Origin of the sequence: Nocardia ninae NBRC 108245 (assembly GCF_007990755.1) — a bacterium.
In the GTDB taxonomy this organism is placed as follows: Bacteria; Actinomycetota; Actinomycetes; order Mycobacteriales; family Mycobacteriaceae; genus Nocardia; species Nocardia ninae.
On the sequence record NZ_BJXA01000051.1, the window covers coordinates 1 to 17,753 of the forward strand.

Sequence of the window (17,753 nt, forward strand, 5' to 3'; positions counted from 1 at the left end):
GCCGCCACCGCCGCCCGGTCCGCCGCGTGGCGAACGCCAAGCCCGCGCCCCGCGTCCGCGCCGCAAGCGCCACTATTTCCGCTGGTTCCTGGTCCTGCTGCTGGTGCTCGTACTGGCCGCCATCGGCGCCGTCGTGAAACTCGACGGTTCGCTGACCCGCATTCCAGCACTCGCCAACTACTCCGAGCGGCTCGGCGATACCCCCGGCACCAACTGGCTGATCGTCGGCTCGGACGGCCGCGCGGGCCTGACACCCGAGCAGGAACAGGAGCTCGCCACCGGCGGCGAGGTCGGCCCGGAGCGCACCGACACGATCATGCTGGTGCACATCCCGAAGTCGGGGAAGACCACGATGGTCAGCCTGCCGCGCGACTCCTACGTCAGCATTCCCGGCAACGGCCAGGACAAGCTCAACGCCGCCTTCGCCATCGGCGGGCCGCAGTTGCTCGTGCAGACCGTCGAGATCGCCACCGGCGTGCGCATCGATCATTACGCGCAGATCGGTTTCAGCGGTTTCGCCGGTGTCGTCGACGCGCTCGGTGGCATCGACGTCTGCCTGCCGACTGCCATCGACGATCCGCTGGCCGGGATCAACCTGCCCGCAGGCTGCCAGAAGCTGAGCGGACCGGAGGCGCTCGGTTTCGTGCGCAGCCGCGCGACCGCGCTCGCCGACCTGGATCGGATCAATAATCAGCGCATCTTCATGGCCGCCCTGGTGAAGAAGGCGACCAGCACTGCGACCCTGGTCAATCCGTTCAAGCTGTGGCCGTTGGCCTCCGACACGGTGAAATCGTTGAAGGTCGACGACGGTGACCACATCTGGCATCTGGCGCAGCTCGGCTGGGCGATGCGGGGCGACACGGTGGCGACGACGGTGCCGATCGGCCGGTTCGCCGATACCGACAGCGGCAACGTGCTGGTGTGGGACAAGAACAAGGCGAGCCAGTTCTTCGATGCACTCGCTTCCGACCGTCCGATTCCGGAGGACCTGTTGACGAGGTAGCGTCGGTCACATGCCGGACACCGAGCTCGATCGCCCCTTCCCGACTCTGCTCACCGCACAGATTCGTCACGGGTTCACGGCAGCGCAGCAGTATCTAGCCGCCGCCGTGTACCTGGACGCGAATCGGTTGCCGCAGTTGGCCAGACACTGCTACGGCAAGTCCGAGGAGCAGCGCGCACACGCATTGCGGATGGTCCAGTATCTGCTCGACCGTGACCTCGACGTCCGGATCGGCGGACTGGACGAGATCCAGTCGACCTTCGAATCCCCCCGTGCCGCAATAGCTTTCCTGCTGGAGACCGAGCAGCACCGCAGCACGCAGATCACCGGGCTCGCCCGTGCCGCCCGCGAATCGGGCGACTATCTCGGCGAGCGCTTCGTCCAGTGGTTCCTGAAGGAACAGGTCGAAGACGTCGCCAGGATGACCACGCTGCTGACCGTGATCGACCGCGCGGCGGACAATCTGTTCGACGTCGAGGACTTCATCGCGCGCGAACTCCGGGTGCCGCAGCGCATCGACAACGCGACCCCGAGAATGGCTGGGACAGCGAAGAATTAATTAGGCAATACTAGCCTCAATAAGGTTGCACTTGGATGACACGCGCCTTGACCAGCGCTAATGTCAGCTACTATGTCCAGCCATCCGGAGTCCCCACGCAGCAAATTCCACGGCCTGCTCCATGATCAGATCAGGCATGAATTCAATGCCGAACATCAATACATCGCCATCGCGGTGTGGTTCGACAATGCTGATCTGCCCCAGTTGGCCAAGCGTTTCTATGCGCAGGCGGTGGAAGAACGCAACCACGCGATGATGATCGTGCAGTACTTCCTCGACCGGGACATCAGTGTCGAGCTGTCCGGCATCGATGCCGCCAAATCCAAGTTCGAGAATGTGCACGAGCCGATCGCGCTCGCCCTGGCCCAGGAGAAGGCGGTCACCGACCAGATCATCCAGCTGGCCAGCACCGCCCGCGAAGAAGGCGACTACCTGGGCGAACAGTTCATGCAGTGGTTCCTGAAGGAGCAGGTCGAGGAGGTCGCCAACATGACCACCCTGCTCACCATTGCCGAGCGCGCCGGTTCCAACCTGTTCGATCTGGAAGAGTTCATCGCCAGGGAAATGAGTGGTCCCAGCGATACTTCCGGTGCCCCTTCGGCAGCGGGTGGATCCGTCTGATAGGCGTTGCCCATCAATAGCAAACAGGCCCAGCTTCTCGCGAGGAGCTGGGCCTGTTGCCGTTCAACACTGTTCTACTGAACGCCCGTAGGGCTGAGCAGCGATTTTCAGCGGGTGCAGAATAACGTCCACGGTTTCTTCTTCCGCACCGGCTGTTGAGACCGCGCTCACCTCCGCCGCTTTTCGGTAGCAGTTAGCGAACCGCCTCGGTGACATAATTAGTAGGACCGTTCTGCGCTGAATTCTCCTACTGGTTCACCGCAATTCAGCGCAGGGTCACCTGACGCGACCGCAGACCATCGCGCGACCGACGCTCACCGGCGGTCAACGGCGCGTCCGAAGCCAGCGCCTCGGCCAGTCGGGCGTCGAATTCCTGAGCGGGCTTGGCCCATTCGTCGGCGTGCATCTCGGGATCCAGGTCGAAGACCGGAACCAGCACACCGTGCGTGCGGAACGAGCCCGCGAACCGGGAGCCCTCGCCGAGCTGCAGCCCACCGGCGGCGTGCAGGCGGGCCAGCGCCAGCATCAGATCGTCCTCGTTCTCCGGGCGAACCCAGCGGATGTGCGCCTTCTCGCCGGCGTCGACCCACCATGCCGCGCCGACCGCGTCCGGACCGAGCGCGATCCGGGCAGACGGCTTGATCGCCAGCTTGGCCTGCTCGATCGTCGCGGCGACCTGCGGGTCGGGCTGCACGCCCTCCGGCACCCACCAGTCGAAGTCTTGGTGCACCGTGATGTCCAGCGGCGCAGCGGGATCGATCACGTCGGCCAGGCGCGGGCCGCCCGCGACGCTCTCCACCGAGGCCAGCGAGTCACCGGGCTCGGCGGACTGCGTCCACAGGATGGCGGCGGCGATATCGGCGCCCAGGTCGGCGCCTTGGAACTGCACCTGCGCGCCGACGTAGCCGCTCGGCGGCTCGCCCGCCCGCACCAGCGCGGCCACCGCACCCGGTAGCACGGTGGCGAGCACGACCGAACGCTCCGCCGCGACACCGGACGCCAGCTTCAGCTCGGCGGTCGCCGACGGTACGAACTCGCACAGCGCGACCAGATCGCACTCCGCGGCCAGCCCCTCGAAGGGGCGCGAGACGGACTGCGCCGCCTGCTCGAGCGCCACCTTCCGCTCGGCGAGACGCTGTGCCCGGTTCCCTCCGGGCTTAGGACTATTCCGCTTGCTCTTACCCACGGGGGGTCAACCTACATGGTGTGCGCTCCGCCACCCCGCGCGCCACGGCACCGGGACGGTGCTCGGCGCGGCCGCGGGCGGGTCGCTGCTGAACGGCGCACGCGCACAACCTGGTTCGCAGGCCCGCCGGCGCGAGACGAACCAGTCGCCGAACCAACTCTGTCAAGCCGCCTTTCGTCAGCCCGCCTGTGTCGAGCCGCGCCGACTGGCAGCGAACCGAGGCGTCGCCGATTCGGCGATGGGGGCGCCGAGTAACCGCCCCTTCGGTTGAGAAGGGCGCGAAGCGGATACGCATGGACTGCTTCAAAGGTCAGCGGTATCAACCCGTTCGAGCGGGTCAGGCGGCGGCGAGCAGCGCCTTGGTCCGTCCGGGATGGTTGGTGGCGACCCAGCTGACACCGAGGTCGGCGCACAGGCGCACATCGTCCGGGTCGTCCACGGTCCAGCAGTAGGTGGCGCGACCTGCGGCGGCGGCCTTGTCGACCAGTTCGGGGTGGTCGCGCAGCGTCTTCACCGACGGGCCGACGGCGGTGGCGCCCACCGTGGTCGCGGCGCCGCCGCCGAGGTAGCGCGACGATTCGCCGAGCAGCACGGTCGGCAGCAGCGGCGCGGCCCGGCGGATCCGCCAGACCGCGGTGGCCGCGAAAGACATGACCACCGCGCGGGAATGATCGGCGGAGGCGGGGGTGGCGATGCCGAACCGCTGCAGTTCGGCCAGCAGCTTGTTCTCCACCAGCGCGCCGTAGCGGACCGGGTGCTTGGTCTCGATGAACAGCTTGGTCGGCCTGCTGCGCCAATCGAGCACCAACGTGATCAGCTCGCTCAGGGTGAGCACCTCCGCGGCTGCGCCGTCGGCGCCGAAGTCGAGTTCCTTCAGTTCGTCCAGCGTCATCTCGCTGACGAGGCCGGTGCCGGAGGAGGTCCGGTCGACGGTGCGGTCGTGTACGCACACCAGATGCCCGTCCCTGGTCAGCCGGACGTCGCATTCGACGCCGTCCGCGCCTTCCTGGAGCGCCAATTCGTATGCGGCGAGGGTGTGTTCGGGGCGCGCCGCCGAAGCACCTCGGTGCGCCACGACGAACGGTGCGCGACTGACCTGGCTCACTTGGCCAAAACCTCCTGTTGCTCACGGTCCACTGCACCGTTGTCCTCAACGCCTGAGCCGTTGTCATCCGCGCCGCTGTCTTCAGCATCATTGTGCTCAGCCGCGTCCGATACGGACTCGCCGACCGCCTGCGGCGCACGCCCACCGGGATGCACCGGCTCGATCACCGGCACCGCCGGGTCGACGGCGATCAACCAGCGCCGCGCGGTCCTGCTGCGGCCGAGCACGTCTCGTTCCTCGACCGCCCGCATCACGGCCAGGGTGAGCAGCGCGACGGCGGCGGCGACCAGGTCGGTGAACGCGGTGAACAGCACGCCGTCCGCCTCGGCCTGCAACGAATCCGCGGTCCGCCACAGCAGCGCGGCCGCGGCGACCACACCGCCGAACACCCAGGCGGCCCACCAGATCCGGATCGTCCGCAGCGCGCGCGGATCGGACCGTCGTGCGACGAGTTCGGTCAGAAAAACGCCGGGCCACAGGAGATTGACCACCGGGATCACAGAGCCGAGCACCAGTACCCGCACCGAGCGCGGGTCGGCGCGCCCGGTTTCCCGGAAGGCGGCGCGGCGCGCGTCGATCAACCAGCCGACCACGGCGACCGCGCTCAGCAGCGCGAACAACAGGGCGAGCACCGCGGCGCCGATGACAAGCGCGTCGGAAGCGAATAGCAGCGCGGGATGGATCAGCCGGGTGCGATTGCGCAGCAGGAGTAGATAGCGCAGCAATTCGCCGACGGCCGCGACCGCGAACAATGCGGTGGTGGTGATCAGCAGAGCGGATGCCCTGGCGGTCAGCCTGGTGAGCGGACGAGCAGCCGCGGCGGCAGGCTTCGGCGGCGGATCGAGCAGACCCCAGCGCGGAATATGGGTGTAGCGCGGAGTTTCGGCGCTCGGCACGGGGTGTCCGGCGGCCGGGGCCCTGCGCGCGCGATGGTCCGGCCTGCGCGCCACCCATCGATAGTTACGCCGCTCGGCGGGTGCGTCGATAGGCGCGGGCGACAGCAGCACGCCGCGGCAGCGCGGGCACCAGTGCATCGGGGTCGACTGCACGGCCCAGCGCGCGCCACACCGCGCACAAGGTTGTACGACCGTGCTCACCGTGCCTCCTGTGTCTTGCGGGACACCCGCGCCCGGTCGGCGCTGATGAGCGCTGCGCCATCGTGTCTCATCACGCCTCCTTCGCGGCGGTCCTAGTAGATCTTCGCCTGCCCGTCACCGTCGGCGACCAGCGGGCGGCCCGCCTGCTGCCACGCGACCATGCCACCGTTCACCTGGATGGCGTCGAAGCCGATGTGCGTGAGGTATTCGACCACCTGGAGGGAACGGCCGCCTTGCCTGCAGATGACGTAGAGATCGACGTCGTACTCCAGCTCGTCCACCCGGGCGGGCACGTCGACCATCGGGATGTGCACGGCGCCCGGCGCGTGCCCGAGTTGCCACTCGTCGTCCTCGCGCACATCGAGCAGGATCGCTCGCGCGGCGTCGGCTGCCGGTTCGGCGCTGTCGAATTCGCGCGGCACCGCGTCCACCGGGACCGAGGGCACATGGGGACTCGTCACAGTTTCGATCCTGCCATGGGCGACGGAGGGCCGTGCGGTTCCGCCCGCGCGGCGGCCGTCGGCGGCTCGACATCGAGCCGATACTTCAGGTATGTTCTGCGTCCCGGAACCCTGATCGATGCCCCGTTCAGGGTCGGCATGTGCATACCTCCGACAGAGTTATCCACATAATCCACAACTTCATCCACAGGCTGCAGCTATCGGACAGCGCACCATTCTCAGGGTTTGGCTATCAAAGCTACCCTCCGGCAAACCCGCTCTCCGGGCCCAGACTGCCGGATCAGGGGTCATATCTGAGCCCTCAGCGGATTCGCGGCATGAACTTCGGCGCGAACGACCGATCCGAGACTCCCCTCCAGCCGCCAATCCCGGAGCGGTCATTCGCCGCCGACCTCGGAACTCGCGGCGCGGCGGGTTCCGATATCTACTTGGACGGCGCGAGGCCCGGTTCGGTTCCATAAAAAACGAGAACACTAGCGAAAAACTGAAATACTGGGCTCCACCGGTAGCTGTCGGTAGCCTGTGGCCATGAACGTGAGCAGGGGGCTACTCGACGGCATGGATACGGCTGGGCTCAACGTCGCTCTGTCCGAGGCGACCTGCCTCGGCCTGGAGGTCGACGCGGCGGCCGGACAACTACGACTCGACTTAGAGGTGTTGACGCTTCCGGAAAACGGAACGCCCACCGAGGATTACCGGGTGCAGGTCACCTTCACCGGGGTCAGCCGCGTCGCGGCGTCCCTGCGCATGCAGAACTGGGACGACCTCGAACCGCGCGTGCTGCCACTGGAACTGACCGGTCTGGACGAGGCCATCCGCAGCTTCGGCGGCGGCAGGCTGCACGGTTGGGAGTTCATCGACCTCGATGACAGCGGCTGGGCACTGTGGAGCGAGCTGCTCAGCTTCGACACCACCCTCGACGAGCACGTCTCCGCGCACGTACTGGAGTTCTCCCAGGAGGAGGGCATCGACCCGCGCGAGCTGGACGTGCGCGTGTGGTTCGACAACATGCTCATCAACGACACCGCAGGCCGGGAGATCCCGCTGGCGGAGTTCATCGCCGGCGCGCAGCGCTGGTGGGCGGCGCACGACGCGGGCGACCCGCGCGCAACCCGTCCTGGCGTAGCGCCGCCGCTCTGAATCCACCACACCGATACCGCACACTCGGACTTCCGGCTGTGCGGTATTTCTGTATCCCGCGCCGCTGACGGGCGGCAACCGCAGCGATTCTCGGCCGGAAACTCGCCCTCGACTCGGGCTGGTTCCGGAATCGGCGGCTGCCGCGGATGACCATTGACGTATTGGGTATCCGGAACGAGGATCGGTGCTGCCGACCGGGCAGCGCCGCTCCGAGTGATCATGGACGCGCGCGGGGAGGCGCAGTCGCTGCACTGGTTCGTCGTACCGCGACATGGTTCGATGCAACGCGTGAGGTTCGACCCGCTGCCGATGACGACGTGCCGGTGCACAGCCCGTGCCCGCGTCGGAATGCGGGGGCATCAGGCCCGGTTGGAACCGAGCGGGTGTACGAATGATGGTTGGGTGTGCTCGATAAGGGCGCACACAGCCCGACATAGGAAGGGACATCGTGGCTGAGTACACGCTGCCAGATCTGGATTACGACTACAGCGCCCTGGAGCCCCACATCTCCGGGCAGATCAACGAGCTGCATCATTCCAAGCACCACGCCGCTTACGTCGCGGGCGCGAACACCGCGCTCGAGAAGCTCGAAGCGGCCCGCGAAAGCGGCGATCACGGCGCCATTTTCCTGTACGAGAAGAACCTGGCCTTCCACCTGGGTGGGCACGTCAACCACTCCATCTGGTGGAAGAACCTGTCCCCCAACGGTGGCGACAAGCCGGTCGGCGACCTCGCCGCCGCGATCGACGACCAGTTCGGCTCGTTCGACAAGTTCCGCGCGCAGTTCACCGCCGCGGCCAACGGCCTGCAGGGCTCCGGCTGGGCGGTGCTCGGCTACGACACCCTCGGCCAGAAGCTGCTGACCTTCCAGCTCTACGACCAGCAGGCCAATGTCCCGCTGGGCATCATCCCGCTGCTGCAGGTCGACATGTGGGAGCACGCCTTCTACCTGCAGTACAAGAACGTCAAGGCGGACTACGTGACCGCGTTCTGGAACGTCGTCAACTGGGAAGACGTGCAGGACCGCTTCACCCGCGCCGTCGGCCAGGGCAAGGGCCTCATCTTCGGCTGATAGCGACCACGCGCCCACGGGCCCGTGTCCCTGCCGCGCTCACGCGGTCGGGGCGCGGGCCCGTCGCCGTTTTCGGCCGGCAATCGCGACGCGATCAGGACACGCCCGAGCGGCAAACCGGTCTCGGACCGTGGGCCCGACCGGCCGTCGCGGGCCTGTGGGCTGGCTCGATCGCTGGTCAGCCCGATTTCGCCGGGCAGCTGGCACTCTTTGGTACTTGTGTGCCAGGTGATTCGTAGTTCATTCTCGGATTCCACAGTTCGAGGACGGGCAAAGCCGCTGGGAGCGCTATCGAGCGTGAACGCGCGAGGCCGCCCCCGGTTACCCGGACGGGAGGCACCATGCGGACGAACGGACCGATCGGCATCACGCCTTTCCATGCCCGCGGCTCGCTGCGCGGCTTCGTCATCTCCGGCCGCTGGCCGGACACCACCAAGGAATGGGCGCAGGTACTCGTGCTGGCCGTCCGAGTGGCCACGCTACCCGGGCTGCTGTCCACCTCGACGGTGTTCGGGGTGCGTGAGGAACTGCCGGACGACCCCGCACCCGACATGGTCGGCCTGGTGATGGCCGAGGGCACCGTGCTCGGCGAGGAGGCCCTCGCACCCGGCCGGTTTGCCGACCATGTGCCGGCCGCCCTGTTGATGCTGCATCCGCCCTCGGAAACCCGGCCGTCCCTGCCGGAATGCGCGGGCGCAGCCTCGGGCTGTGTGCTGCTGCCCGGCGTGCCGCATCTGGGCCTGGAACACCGGGCGGCGTGGGCCGAGGCCGAATCCGACGGGACGGTCACCTCCCTGGTCAGCCGGGTGGGACTGGACCCGATCAGCGATCCCGACACCGCGGTTCTGGCCATGCTGCTGGCCGCGTAAGGCTACCCGAAACTCTGCAGATGGATCGCCAAACTTATTGTGCGCATTGCGATTTGGGTAACAGCCGGTTGGCACACTGCAGCACCCGCGGGTAGAGTCGGGGACAGCGAAGGGGAGTAGCCCCCAATTGCACAGTCGACATACTGACCCGCTTCCCCACGAGGGCTCGGGTCCGGCTGTGTGAACCGGCGTAGACCGGTGGGCGAGACCTTCGGCCGAGACAACTATTTCGTTGTCGGCCGGAGGCATACCCAGACTCCGACCGGCAGGCCGGAGACCCGGGAGCCACACACATCATGATCGCCACCGTTTTGCTGAGTATCGGCATCGTCTTCCTTGCTGAGCTCGGTGACAAATCCCAGCTGATGGCCTTGACGTTCGCGTTGCGCTACCGCTGGTGGGTCGTGCTCGGCGGCATCGCGACCGCCTCGGCCGCGGTGCACCTGATCTCGGTGGGCGTCGGCTACTTCCTCGGATCGGCGCTGCCCACCCGGGCCATCTCGCTGGTCGCCGCCCTCACCTTCCTGGCCGTCGGCCTGTGGACGCTGCGTGAGCACTTCGGCGCGGACGAGGAGAACCCGGCGCCGAAGTCATTGCGGGCGAGCACCGCACCGTTCCTGGTGGTGCTGTCCGCCTTCCTGCTCGCCGAACTCGGCGACCGCACCATGTTCGCGACCGCCGCGCTGGCCACCGACTACGACTGGGTCGGCGTGTGGGTCGGCTCGACCATCGGCATGGTCGCCGCCGACGCGCTCGCCATCGGGATCGGCATCCTGGTCGGCAAGCACCTGCCGGAACGCGCGATCGGGATCGGTTCTGGGTTGCTGTTCCTCTACTTCGGTGCCGCGACCCTGCTTTCCACCGCCGCGCCCGCGCTGGGCGGACCGACCGTCGCCGTACTGGCGACCATCGCGCCGGCGCTGGCTGGTGCGGTCATGCTGATTCTGCGCAAGCTGCGGCCTGCCGCGCCGGCAGGACATCGGTCGGAGCCCGCTCCCCGCCTGCCCGCTCCCGGCCTGCCGGCTCCCGGCTCTGCGGCGCCCAGCCTGCCGTTGTCCGTTGCCGCAGCACCCGACTCGGCAGTATCCGGCACGGTCCAGGATCCGGAAGCGCGCCGGTAGTCCAGCTGTGGCACCTGAGTTCGCGAGCGCCGCACTGGATCCGGAAGTGTGGTCCAGCCGACGCTGTCACCGCTAGGTCCGCGGTTCGTTCGATTCGAGCAAGGCGTCGCCGTACAGCTCCCCGCCGCGCCGCACCAGATTCAGCAGCGGTACCCGCAGCGCGAGCAGGCCGTCCAGATCATCCGCCGCGATCCGGCCGGTCACCATCGCGCTGATCGAGGCCGCAAGGGTCTGGCAGGCGAACCGCTGATCGTCGGTGCCCGCACCGAGCACGTCGGCGATCAGGCCGACGAACAGCTCCATCAGCTGCGCCCGCCGCGAGAGTGCCGCCGAACCCACCGCGTAGACCTCGACCAGGAACAGCCGCGCGCTGGCCGGATCGTCCACCAGGTGCTGCAGGTAGGCCTGGAAGATTCGGTCCATCCGGTCCAAGCTGCTCAGTTCGGGTCCGGACGGATCGTCGACGCCGCGGGAGGCACCCTCGATGCGGCCGAGCAGATTCTGTACGGCCCGCTCGTAGGCGGCTTCGAAACACGCCTCCTTGGAACGGAATTGCTCGTAGAAGGTCTCCCTGGAAACTCCCGCGCGCTTCAGGATCGCCGCGACCGACGTTCCGACATAACCGTTCTCGGCCATCGCCTCGGCCATCGCGATCAGGATTCGCTCGCGCTGCGAGGCGACCACCTGCTCCCGCGGCAGGCCGTGCCTACCGCGCGGGAGTTGGCGTGCGCTGGTTGCCGATTCGGTCATTCGGTGGCTCCGGTGGTTCGGTCGGGCTAGGCTGGCCGCTCCATTTTGCGGGGTCGGGTGGGTTGGTCCGTTGTGAAGGGTGCCTCTTCACTTCGAGCGATCTCCAGGGCACGCCGCACACCTCGACGCAGCGTCAAGCCGATCAGCCGCTGGGCGATCGGCCGGAACGGTAGCGCGACGGCCACCCACCAGGGCGAAACCACCTGGCGACGCCGGCGCGCGATGGCCTTTTCCACCGAATCGATTGCGGGGCCGAGCGGCGCGACACCGGAAACGGTGGAGCGGCCGAGGATAGCGCGGGCCGCGGCGGTGCCGAAGCCGCGCGAGGTCATGTCCGTGTCGAGTTCGGCGAAGTATGCGATGCCGACCTTCGCGCCGGTGTGTTTCAGCTCGATCCGCAGCGTGTGGCCGAGCGCCTCCACCGCGGCCTTCGACGCGCTGTAAGCACCGACCAGCGGCAGGTTCACCGCGGCGGCGAGCGAAGAGACCACCAGCGCATAGCCGTTCGCGTGACTGATGTGCGGACCGGCCGCGCGCACCGTGTAGTAGACGCCGAGCACATTGACCGCGAGCGTCTCCTCCATCACCGCCGGATCGCCGCCGATCAACGGCAGCTGTCGCGCCACCCCCGCATTGGCCACCACCACATCCAGCCCGCCGAGCTCACCGACCAGCGTCTCCACCACCCGATCCACCTGCTCGACATCCCCGACATCGCAGTAGCGCCACGGCGCGTCCCCACACTCCCGCGCCACCTCCCCCAGCAACTCCTCCTCCAACCCCAGCAGCGCGACCTTCGCCCCCGCGTCATGCAACTGCCGAGCCAACGCAGCCCCGATCCCCCGCGCCGCCCCCGTGATCAACACCCGCCGCCCCGCCACCGACACCCCACCGAACAGCTTCATGCAGCGACGGTACCACCGAAGAACACGTTTGTTCGCAAATAGCCGTTCCACATCGTCGCCGCGGTTTTCGAGGATCCCGAGCGGCCACGAAGGGACCTGCCTCGGTAACCGCGCCGCAGGTGAGCCGAGAATCCACGCGGAAATGAGAGGGATGCCTCATGGGGCTCGGTGGGGGCAACCGTTAGGGTGCAATTGACGAAGGGCCAACTGGCTGTCACGAACGAGAGGACCATCGTGGAGATTTCGGGTTCCGCCGCCATTGTCACCGGAGGCGCATCCGGCCTCGGCGCCGCCACCGCCAAGCGTTTCGCCGAGCTGGGGGCCACTGTCTTCGGACTGGATGTGCCGCAGTCGATCGAACGGGCCGGGGACAATGTGCCCGCCGGGGTCACCCTCATTCCGGCCGATGTGACCAGCAATGACGAGGTCGCCGCCGCGGTCGCGCAGGTCGTCGACTCGGGTGCGCCGCTGCGCATCGTGGTCAACTGCGCCGGTGTCGGCTGGGCGGGGCGCATCCTGTCCAAGAACGGCCCGCACGACCTGGAGCTGTTCCGCACCGTCATCACCGTGAACCTGCTCGGCACCTTCAACGTGATGCGCCTGGCCGCCGACGCCATCGCCAAGACCGAGGCCGTGGACGAGTACGGCCAGCGCGGCGTCGTGATCAACACCGCGTCGGTCGCCGCGTTCGAGGGCCAGATCGGCCAGATCGCGTACTCGGCCTCCAAGGGTGGCGTGCACGGCATGACCGTGCCCGCCGCGCGCGACCTGGCCCAGTTCGGCATCCGGGTGAACACCATCGCCCCCGGCATCATCGACACCCCGATGCTGGCCGGCGTCACCGAGGAGTACCGCAAGGGCCTCGAGGCGGGCGTGCCCTTCCCGTCCCGCCTCGGTCGCCCGGACGAGTACGCGCAGCTGTCGCAGTACATCGTCGAGCACGACTACCTCAACGGCGAGACCATCCGCATGGATGGCGCGCTGCGCATGGCCCCGCGCTAAAGAACACCAACGCGAAAGCCGCTGCCGACCCACAAGGTCGGCGGCGGCTTTTTCGTACCACTCAGGCGAGCGGCTTGTGCCCGATACCGAGGAACGCGGTGGTGGACAACGGCCGCTGCGGACGGTAGTGCTCGGCGAGGTAGGCCTTCATCAGCGCGACGCGTTCGGCCCACACCTGTTCGCCGACGCTGCGGCGCATCAGCGCCAGCGGCGCGCTGCTGCGCACCAGGGTTTCCCACATGTCGTCCGCGGTTGCGAAGGCGAGCGCGGTCGAATGTCGTTGGATGGAGATGGCTTCGAAGCCGGCGCGGCGCATCTCGGTCTGGAAGACCTCGGGATTTTCCAGGCTGAGGTAGTTGGGCTGCGGCTCCTGGACGCTCGGGTCGGCGGCGTGCAGCGCGCCGAACATCATCCGCATCAGCGGTGATTCGATGACCGGCGCCCAGCTGGACACCACGGCCGTGCCGCCGGGGCGCAACACCCGGAACAGTTCGGCGAAACCTTTGGCCCGTTCCGGAAAGAACATCAGCCCGAACATCGAGAATCCGGCGTCGAAGGTGTCGCTGTCGAACGGCAGGGCCTGCCCATCCCCCACCCGCGCTTCGATATTGGTCAGCCCGGCGGCTCGAGCGGCGGCGGTGAGCCGCTCGATCATCGGGGCGGAGAAGTCGATGGCCTGCACCCGGGCCACCTGCGGCGCGGCCAGCAGACTCAGCGCGCCCGTCCCCGCCGCGACATCGATGACCTGGGAAGACGGTGTCAGCGAAGCGAATTCGAGCGCGCGATCGGAGAAGGGCTGCATGATCGCGGCGGCGAATTCGGCGTATCCATCGGCGACGAGATCCCACGGCTCGGCGACGGCAAGAGGGTTTCCGGACATAAGCTGACGATCCTTTCGATCGCCCAAATTTAACCGCGTCCACCCATGACCCAGCACCATCTCAGGCGAATATCGCTGTGCGCGAAGCTATTCGGATCGCGTGCCAGAAGGTAGCGAAGCCTGTCATTTCACACTGGACGCCGGATCGTGAACCACTCGAGCCGGACGTGCTTCGGCAGGGACCACCTGGGGTGGTCCCTGCCGAAGTCCGGATCAGAGGGTGCGGGTGAGGCGATCGGTGAGGATGTGCGCGAACCGCGCCGGATCCTTCAGCTCGCCGCCCTCGGCCAAGACCGCTGTGCCGTAGAGCAACTCGGCGGTCTCGGTGAGCTCGGGCACCTTGTCCGCATCCGCGTCGTCCTTGCGGGTGTCGTAGGCGTCGCGCAGACCGGTGACCAGCGGGTGGGTCGGGTTGAGCTCGAGGATCCGCTTGGTTTCCGGCACCAGCTGACCGGACGCGCGATACATCCGCTCCAGCATCGGGGTGAAGTCGAAGACGTCACCGACGAGGCAGGCCGGTGAGGTGGTGAGCCGGTTGGTGAGGCGCACCTCCTTGACGCTGTCGTCCAGCGTCTTGCCGAGCCAGGTCAGCACCTCGGCGAAATCCTTGTCCTGCTGTTCACGCAGCGCCTCGGAGGCCTTCTTCTCCTCCTCGGACTCCAGGTCGACCTCGCCCTTGGCGATCGAGGTGAAGGCCTTGCCGTCGAACTCGGGCACCGAGCCGACCCACATCTCGTCCACCGGGTCGGTGAGGATCAGCACCTCGCGGCCCTTGGCCTTGAAAGCCTCCATGTGCGGGGAGCTTTCGACCTGCTGGCGGGACTCGCCGGTCATGTAGTAGATGGCGTCCTGCCCCTCCGGCATGCGCTCCACATACTGGGCCAGTGTGGTCAGCTCGGTCTCGGAGTTCGTCGAGGCGAACGAGGAGACCTGCAGGATGGTTTCGCGGTTGTCGAAGTCGCCGAGCAAACCCTCCTTGAGGACGCGCCCGAACTCCTTCCAGAAGGTCTGGTACTTGGTCTGGTCCTCGGCGCCCTGCAGGTCCTTGACCGTGGAGAGCACCTTCTTGACCAGCCGCTTGCGGATCATCTGGATCTGGCGGTCCTGCTGCAGGATCTCGCGGGACACGTTGAGCGAGAGGTCCTGTGCGTCCACCACACCCTTGACGAAGCGCAGGTACTCCGGCATCAGCTCTTCGCAGTTGTCCATGATGAACACCCGCTTGACGTAGAGCTGCACGCCGCGCTTGTGCTCGCGGGTGAACAGGTCGAACGGCGCCTGCGACGGCAGGAACAGCAGGGCCTGGTATTCGAAGGTGCCCTCCGCCTTGAGCGGGATGATCTCGAGCGGATCGTCCCAGGCGTGGCTGACGTGCTTGTAGAACTCCTTGTACTCCTCGTCGCTGACCTCGCTCTTCGGGCGGGTCCACAGCGCCTTCATGGAGTTGAGGGTCTGGTCCTCGACGATGGTCTTCTCGGACTTCTCCTCGCCCTCACCCTCGGTGACGGTCCGCTCGACCTGCATGCGGATCGGCCAGGCGATGAAGTCGGAGTACTTCTTGACGATCTCCCGGAGCTTCCACTCCTGGGTGTAATCGAAGAGGTGGTCCTCTTCGTCGGCGGGCTTGAGGTGCAGCGAGACCGCGGTGCCCTGGGGTGCGGTGTCGAGGGTTTCGATGGTGTAGGTGGAACTGCCCGCGGCCGACTCCCAGCGGGTGCCCTCGGTCTCCCCGGCCCGCCGGGTGGTCAGGGTGACCTTGTCGGCGACCATGAAGGTCGAGTAGAAGCCGATGCCGAATTGGCCGATCAGCTCCGCGGTGTCGATGTTGGCCGCCGCGCTCTTGGCCTCGTTGAGCTTCTTGCGCAGCTCGGCGGTGCCGGACTTGGCGAGGGTGCCGATCAGGTCGACCACCTCTGCGCGGGACATACCGATGCCGTTGTCCCGAACGGTCAGGATCCGGTTGTCCTTGTCGACTTCCAGCTCGATGTGGAGGTCGGACGTGTCGACATGCAGATCCTTGTCCCGGAAGGACTCCAGCCGCAGCTTGTCCAGCGCGTCGGAGGAGTTCGAGATCAGCTCCCGCAGGAAGGTGTCCTTGTTGGAGTAGACCGAATGGATCATCAGCTCGAGCAGCTGATGCGTCTCTGCCTGGAACTCGAGTTGTTCGACGTGCTCTGTCACGACGCGATAGTACGACGCCCGAAATCCGCAAGGCCAGGAACCTCGAGGTCTGCCCGATTCGACATCCACTCGCGCAGCACCTGGGTGGCTCGAACGTCGTCCTCGTTGTACTCCAGCAACCGGGTGCGCTGGGACATGTCGGGGTCGCCCTCGTAGCCGACGGCCAGCCGATACCAGCTCATCGACGCCTCGCCGCCCGCCTCGGCATCGCGCCAGGCGAAGCCCGCGACCGGCGCGATCTTCTTCAGGCCCTTGCCGTTCGGGCAGATGAACTGATCGGAGACGGCCTGGAACATGTCCACCCACTCCGGTCCGTCGACGAACGCGCGCACCTGGTCGACGGTCGGCACGCCGGGGCGCCCGGCGAAGCGGCGCGCCGACTCGTAGAGCCACTTGTCCTCGGCGGTGCGCGAGTAGCAGTAGGCGGCAAAGGTTTTGCCGTGCGCGGCGGCTTCGGCGCGGATGGTCATCAGCCAGGTCCAGAACTCGCCGAACGAGCGGCCCTCGTCCTCGGTGGGCAGCGGATCCCAGGTGACGAACGGGCGGTACACGCCGTCGAGCAGCGTGCCCCACAGGTATGCGCCGTACTCCTGGAAGCTCTCCAGGTCGACGTCGACCTCCACGTCGGCCCGTTGCACCCGGATCGGCTCCACCCGGCGGACCAGCGGCGCGCCCGCGATCCAGGCGCGCGCGGTGACCACCGCCTCGTCGAACGGGCCGTGCTGCCAGTCGTCGGGGTCGTCGCCCGCCCACTCGGCCAGCTCGTCGATGGTCTCCACACCATGCCTGCGCAGCACGTCGGCGCGCGAGCCGGGCGCGACCAGGCTGACGTCGCGATGCTCGATGAGCCAGCCCTCACAGCTGGGTCCTTCGATGCTGCGCGTCCACCACGGGCACTGCCTGCACTCGGGCACCTTCGACGGAATGGTCGGCAGTTCGCCGCGGACCACCGCGACCCGGTCGGCGTAGCGCTGGTCGTAGTCGGCGAGCACCGGGCCGAGGTCGTGCACCAGGATGCAGTCGAAGTGGTAGCCGATCACGCCGCCGACCAGCGCCGGGCTGGCCATGCCGTGGCGCTGCAGCATTCGGTACAGGTGCGCGAGACGCTGCTGGTCGCGTGGCTGCTGGCGCAGCTTGCGGTGCCGGTCCGGTTTCGGGTTCCAGTGGTACGGGTTCGAGGTGGTCGGGTGGAAGTCGGCGGGTTCGGGGTTTCGCGGGTCGGTCACCTTGTGGTTCACCACGATGACCGGGATGTATCCGCCGCGGTCGAGGTCGCGCAGCAGGATCTCCGAGCCGCCGCGCCTGCCCGTCTCCGGTTCCTGCGGCAGCAGCCCGCCCCAGATGTGTTGCACGCCAGCGGCACACGCCTGCATGGTGGCCGCGGCGCGCTCGGCCGCGCGCAGCGTGGGGTCGATGACCACCCAACCTGCCGGATCCGCCGCGATCAGCGCGTCGCGGACCCGCAGGCGATGGGCCGTGGCCGCCTCCCTGCGCTGCCGCACCCCCGGGTCCTCGGTGACGCCCTGCAGCGCACCGGGATGTGCCGCGTCCAGGTGCAGTCGATGACGACAACCGATGAGCGCTCTGGCATCGATGAAGGGGGTCGGCGCATCCGCGACGCCGGCCGGCCGTTCGACGGCCGTGCCGTTGTGCTTGCGACCCGCTCGGTCACCGATGCCCGATTCCACGCTATGCAGTATGGTCCCTACCCCCGACAAACCCACGAACCCCATGGGCAACGGCATCGTTCGCGGCTCGTCGCCCTGCCACGCTCGCTGGTGTCGCGATGCACCCGTTAGGG

At 67.5% G+C, this 17,753-nt stretch carries 17 protein-coding genes; 8 read left to right on the plus strand and 9 right to left on the minus strand.

The window, feature by feature from the left end:
* The 3 genes from NN4_RS29220 to NN4_RS29230 all read left to right on the plus strand — a co-directional run.
* Window positions 1-1,003, plus strand: a 1,003-nt coding sequence (locus NN4_RS29220; RefSeq protein ID WP_246181147.1) for an LCP family protein, incomplete at its 5' end; no start/stop codon positions are given.
* A 10-nt stretch (window positions 1,004-1,013) separates the two neighbouring features.
* Complete coding sequence (locus NN4_RS29225) at window positions 1,014-1,562, plus strand: ferritin (protein WP_107653566.1); 549 nt, start codon at window positions 1,014-1,016, stop codon at window positions 1,560-1,562.
* Between the two features lie 72 nt (window positions 1,563-1,634).
* A complete protein-coding gene (locus NN4_RS29230; RefSeq protein ID WP_147138316.1) occupies window positions 1,635-2,183 on the plus strand; it encodes a ferritin in 549 nt (182 codons plus the stop codon).
* A 265-nt stretch (window positions 2,184-2,448) separates the two neighbouring features.
* Here the strand turns inward: NN4_RS29230 and NN4_RS29235 are convergent, their stop codons facing one another.
* From NN4_RS29235 to NN4_RS29250, 4 genes are all read right to left on the minus strand, one after another.
* Entirely contained in the window at window positions 2,449-3,369 is a 921-nt protein-coding gene (locus tag NN4_RS29235) for a DUF5926 family protein (RefSeq protein WP_147138319.1), read from the minus strand.
* A 337-nt stretch (window positions 3,370-3,706) separates the two neighbouring features.
* Window positions 3,707-4,474 (minus strand): glycerophosphodiester phosphodiesterase, encoded by a 768-nt coding sequence (locus tag NN4_RS29240; RefSeq protein WP_147138321.1) that lies wholly within the window; start codon window positions 4,472-4,474, stop codon window positions 3,707-3,709.
* On the minus strand, window positions 4,471-5,571 hold the full coding sequence (locus tag NN4_RS29245; protein ID WP_246181148.1) for a DUF4328 domain-containing protein: 1,101 nt from the start codon (window positions 5,569-5,571) through the stop codon (window positions 4,471-4,473). Before NN4_RS29245 ends, NN4_RS29240 begins: the two co-directional genes overlap by 4 nt.
* 92 nt (window positions 5,572-5,663) lie before the next feature.
* Window positions 5,664-6,032, minus strand: a complete 369-nt coding sequence (locus NN4_RS29250; protein WP_186818685.1) for a rhodanese-like domain-containing protein — start codon at window positions 6,030-6,032, stop codon at window positions 5,664-5,666.
* A 528-nt stretch (window positions 6,033-6,560) separates the two neighbouring features.
* Between NN4_RS29250 and NN4_RS29255 the strand changes: the two genes are divergently transcribed.
* The 4 genes from NN4_RS29255 (at window position 6,561) to NN4_RS29270 (ending at window position 10,234) form a co-directional block, all read left to right on the plus strand.
* On the plus strand, window positions 6,561-7,172 hold the full coding sequence (locus NN4_RS29255) for a hypothetical protein (protein WP_246181149.1): 612 nt from the start codon (window positions 6,561-6,563) through the stop codon (window positions 7,170-7,172).
* Between the two features lie 448 nt (window positions 7,173-7,620).
* Window positions 7,621-8,244 carry a superoxide dismutase gene (locus NN4_RS29260; protein ID WP_107653560.1) on the plus strand — a complete coding sequence of 208 codons (624 nt, stop codon included), beginning with the start codon at window positions 7,621-7,623 and terminating at the stop codon, window positions 8,242-8,244.
* 341 nt (window positions 8,245-8,585) lie between these two features.
* The gene (locus tag NN4_RS29265; RefSeq protein WP_135234223.1) at window positions 8,586-9,113 is read left to right on the plus strand and encodes a peptidase; all 528 of its coding nucleotides are present in this window, start codon (window positions 8,586-8,588) and stop codon (window positions 9,111-9,113) included.
* A 296-nt stretch (window positions 9,114-9,409) separates the two neighbouring features.
* Entirely contained in the window at window positions 9,410-10,234 is an 825-nt protein-coding gene (locus NN4_RS29270) for a TMEM165/GDT1 family protein (protein ID WP_147138323.1), read from the plus strand.
* Window positions 10,235-10,306: 72 nt separating this feature from the next.
* Here NN4_RS29270 and NN4_RS29275 read toward each other — a convergent pair whose 3' ends face one another.
* The gene (locus NN4_RS29275; protein WP_147138325.1) at window positions 10,307-10,984 is read right to left on the minus strand and encodes a TetR/AcrR family transcriptional regulator; all 678 of its coding nucleotides are present in this window, start codon (window positions 10,982-10,984) and stop codon (window positions 10,307-10,309) included.
* Between the two features lie 26 nt (window positions 10,985-11,010).
* A complete protein-coding gene (locus NN4_RS29280) occupies window positions 11,011-11,889 on the minus strand; it encodes an SDR family NAD(P)-dependent oxidoreductase (protein ID WP_147138327.1) in 879 nt (292 codons plus the stop codon).
* 234 nt (window positions 11,890-12,123) lie between these two features.
* Here NN4_RS29280 and NN4_RS29285 point away from each other — a divergent pair, with 234 nt between their 5' ends.
* Entirely contained in the window at window positions 12,124-12,891 is a 768-nt protein-coding gene (locus NN4_RS29285; RefSeq protein WP_135234219.1) for an SDR family NAD(P)-dependent oxidoreductase, read from the plus strand.
* Between the two features lie 61 nt (window positions 12,892-12,952).
* Here the strand turns inward: NN4_RS29285 and NN4_RS29290 are convergent, their stop codons facing one another.
* From NN4_RS29290 to NN4_RS29300, 3 genes are all read right to left on the minus strand, one after another.
* Window positions 12,953-13,771, minus strand: a complete 819-nt coding sequence (locus NN4_RS29290) for a class I SAM-dependent methyltransferase (RefSeq protein ID WP_147138329.1) — start codon at window positions 13,769-13,771, stop codon at window positions 12,953-12,955.
* 213 nt (window positions 13,772-13,984) lie between these two features.
* The gene (gene htpG / locus NN4_RS29295) at window positions 13,985-15,952 is read right to left on the minus strand and encodes a molecular chaperone HtpG (RefSeq protein WP_147138332.1); all 1,968 of its coding nucleotides are present in this window, start codon (window positions 15,950-15,952) and stop codon (window positions 13,985-13,987) included.
* Window positions 15,949-17,685: a TM0106 family RecB-like putative nuclease gene (locus NN4_RS29300; RefSeq protein WP_371865760.1), complete on the minus strand. Its 1,737-nt coding sequence runs from the start codon at window positions 17,683-17,685 to the stop codon at window positions 15,949-15,951. The genes htpG and NN4_RS29300 overlap by 4 nt, the downstream gene beginning before the upstream one ends.
* Window positions 17,686-17,753: the final 68 nt, after the last annotated feature.

What these genes read in the sequence shown, in the direction of transcription:
- NN4_RS29225 (WP_107653566.1), top strand. Translation starts at nt 1,014, where the DNA reads ATGCCGGACACCGAGCTCGATCGCCCCTTCCCGACTCTGCTCACCGCA.
- NN4_RS29230 (WP_147138316.1), top strand. Translation starts at nt 1,635, where the DNA reads ATGTCCAGCCATCCGGAGTCCCCACGCAGCAAATTCCACGGCCTGCTC.
- NN4_RS29255 (WP_246181149.1), top strand. Translation starts at nt 6,561, where the DNA reads ATGAACGTGAGCAGGGGGCTACTCGACGGCATGGATACGGCTGGGCTC.
- NN4_RS29265 (WP_135234223.1), top strand. Translation starts at nt 8,586, where the DNA reads ATGCGGACGAACGGACCGATCGGCATCACGCCTTTCCATGCCCGCGGC.
- NN4_RS29270 (WP_147138323.1), top strand. Translation starts at nt 9,410, where the DNA reads ATGATCGCCACCGTTTTGCTGAGTATCGGCATCGTCTTCCTTGCTGAG.
- NN4_RS29275 (WP_147138325.1), bottom strand. Translation starts at nt 10,984, where the DNA reads ATGACCGAATCGGCAACCAGCGCACGCCAACTCCCGCGCGGTAGGCAC.
- NN4_RS29280 (WP_147138327.1), bottom strand. Translation starts at nt 11,889, where the DNA reads ATGAAGCTGTTCGGTGGGGTGTCGGTGGCGGGGCGGCGGGTGTTGATC.
- NN4_RS29290 (WP_147138329.1), bottom strand. Translation starts at nt 13,771, where the DNA reads ATGTCCGGAAACCCTCTTGCCGTCGCCGAGCCGTGGGATCTCGTCGCC.
- NN4_RS29300 (WP_371865760.1), bottom strand. Translation starts at nt 17,685, where the DNA reads ATGGGGTTCGTGGGTTTGTCGGGGGTAGGGACCATACTGCATAGCGTG.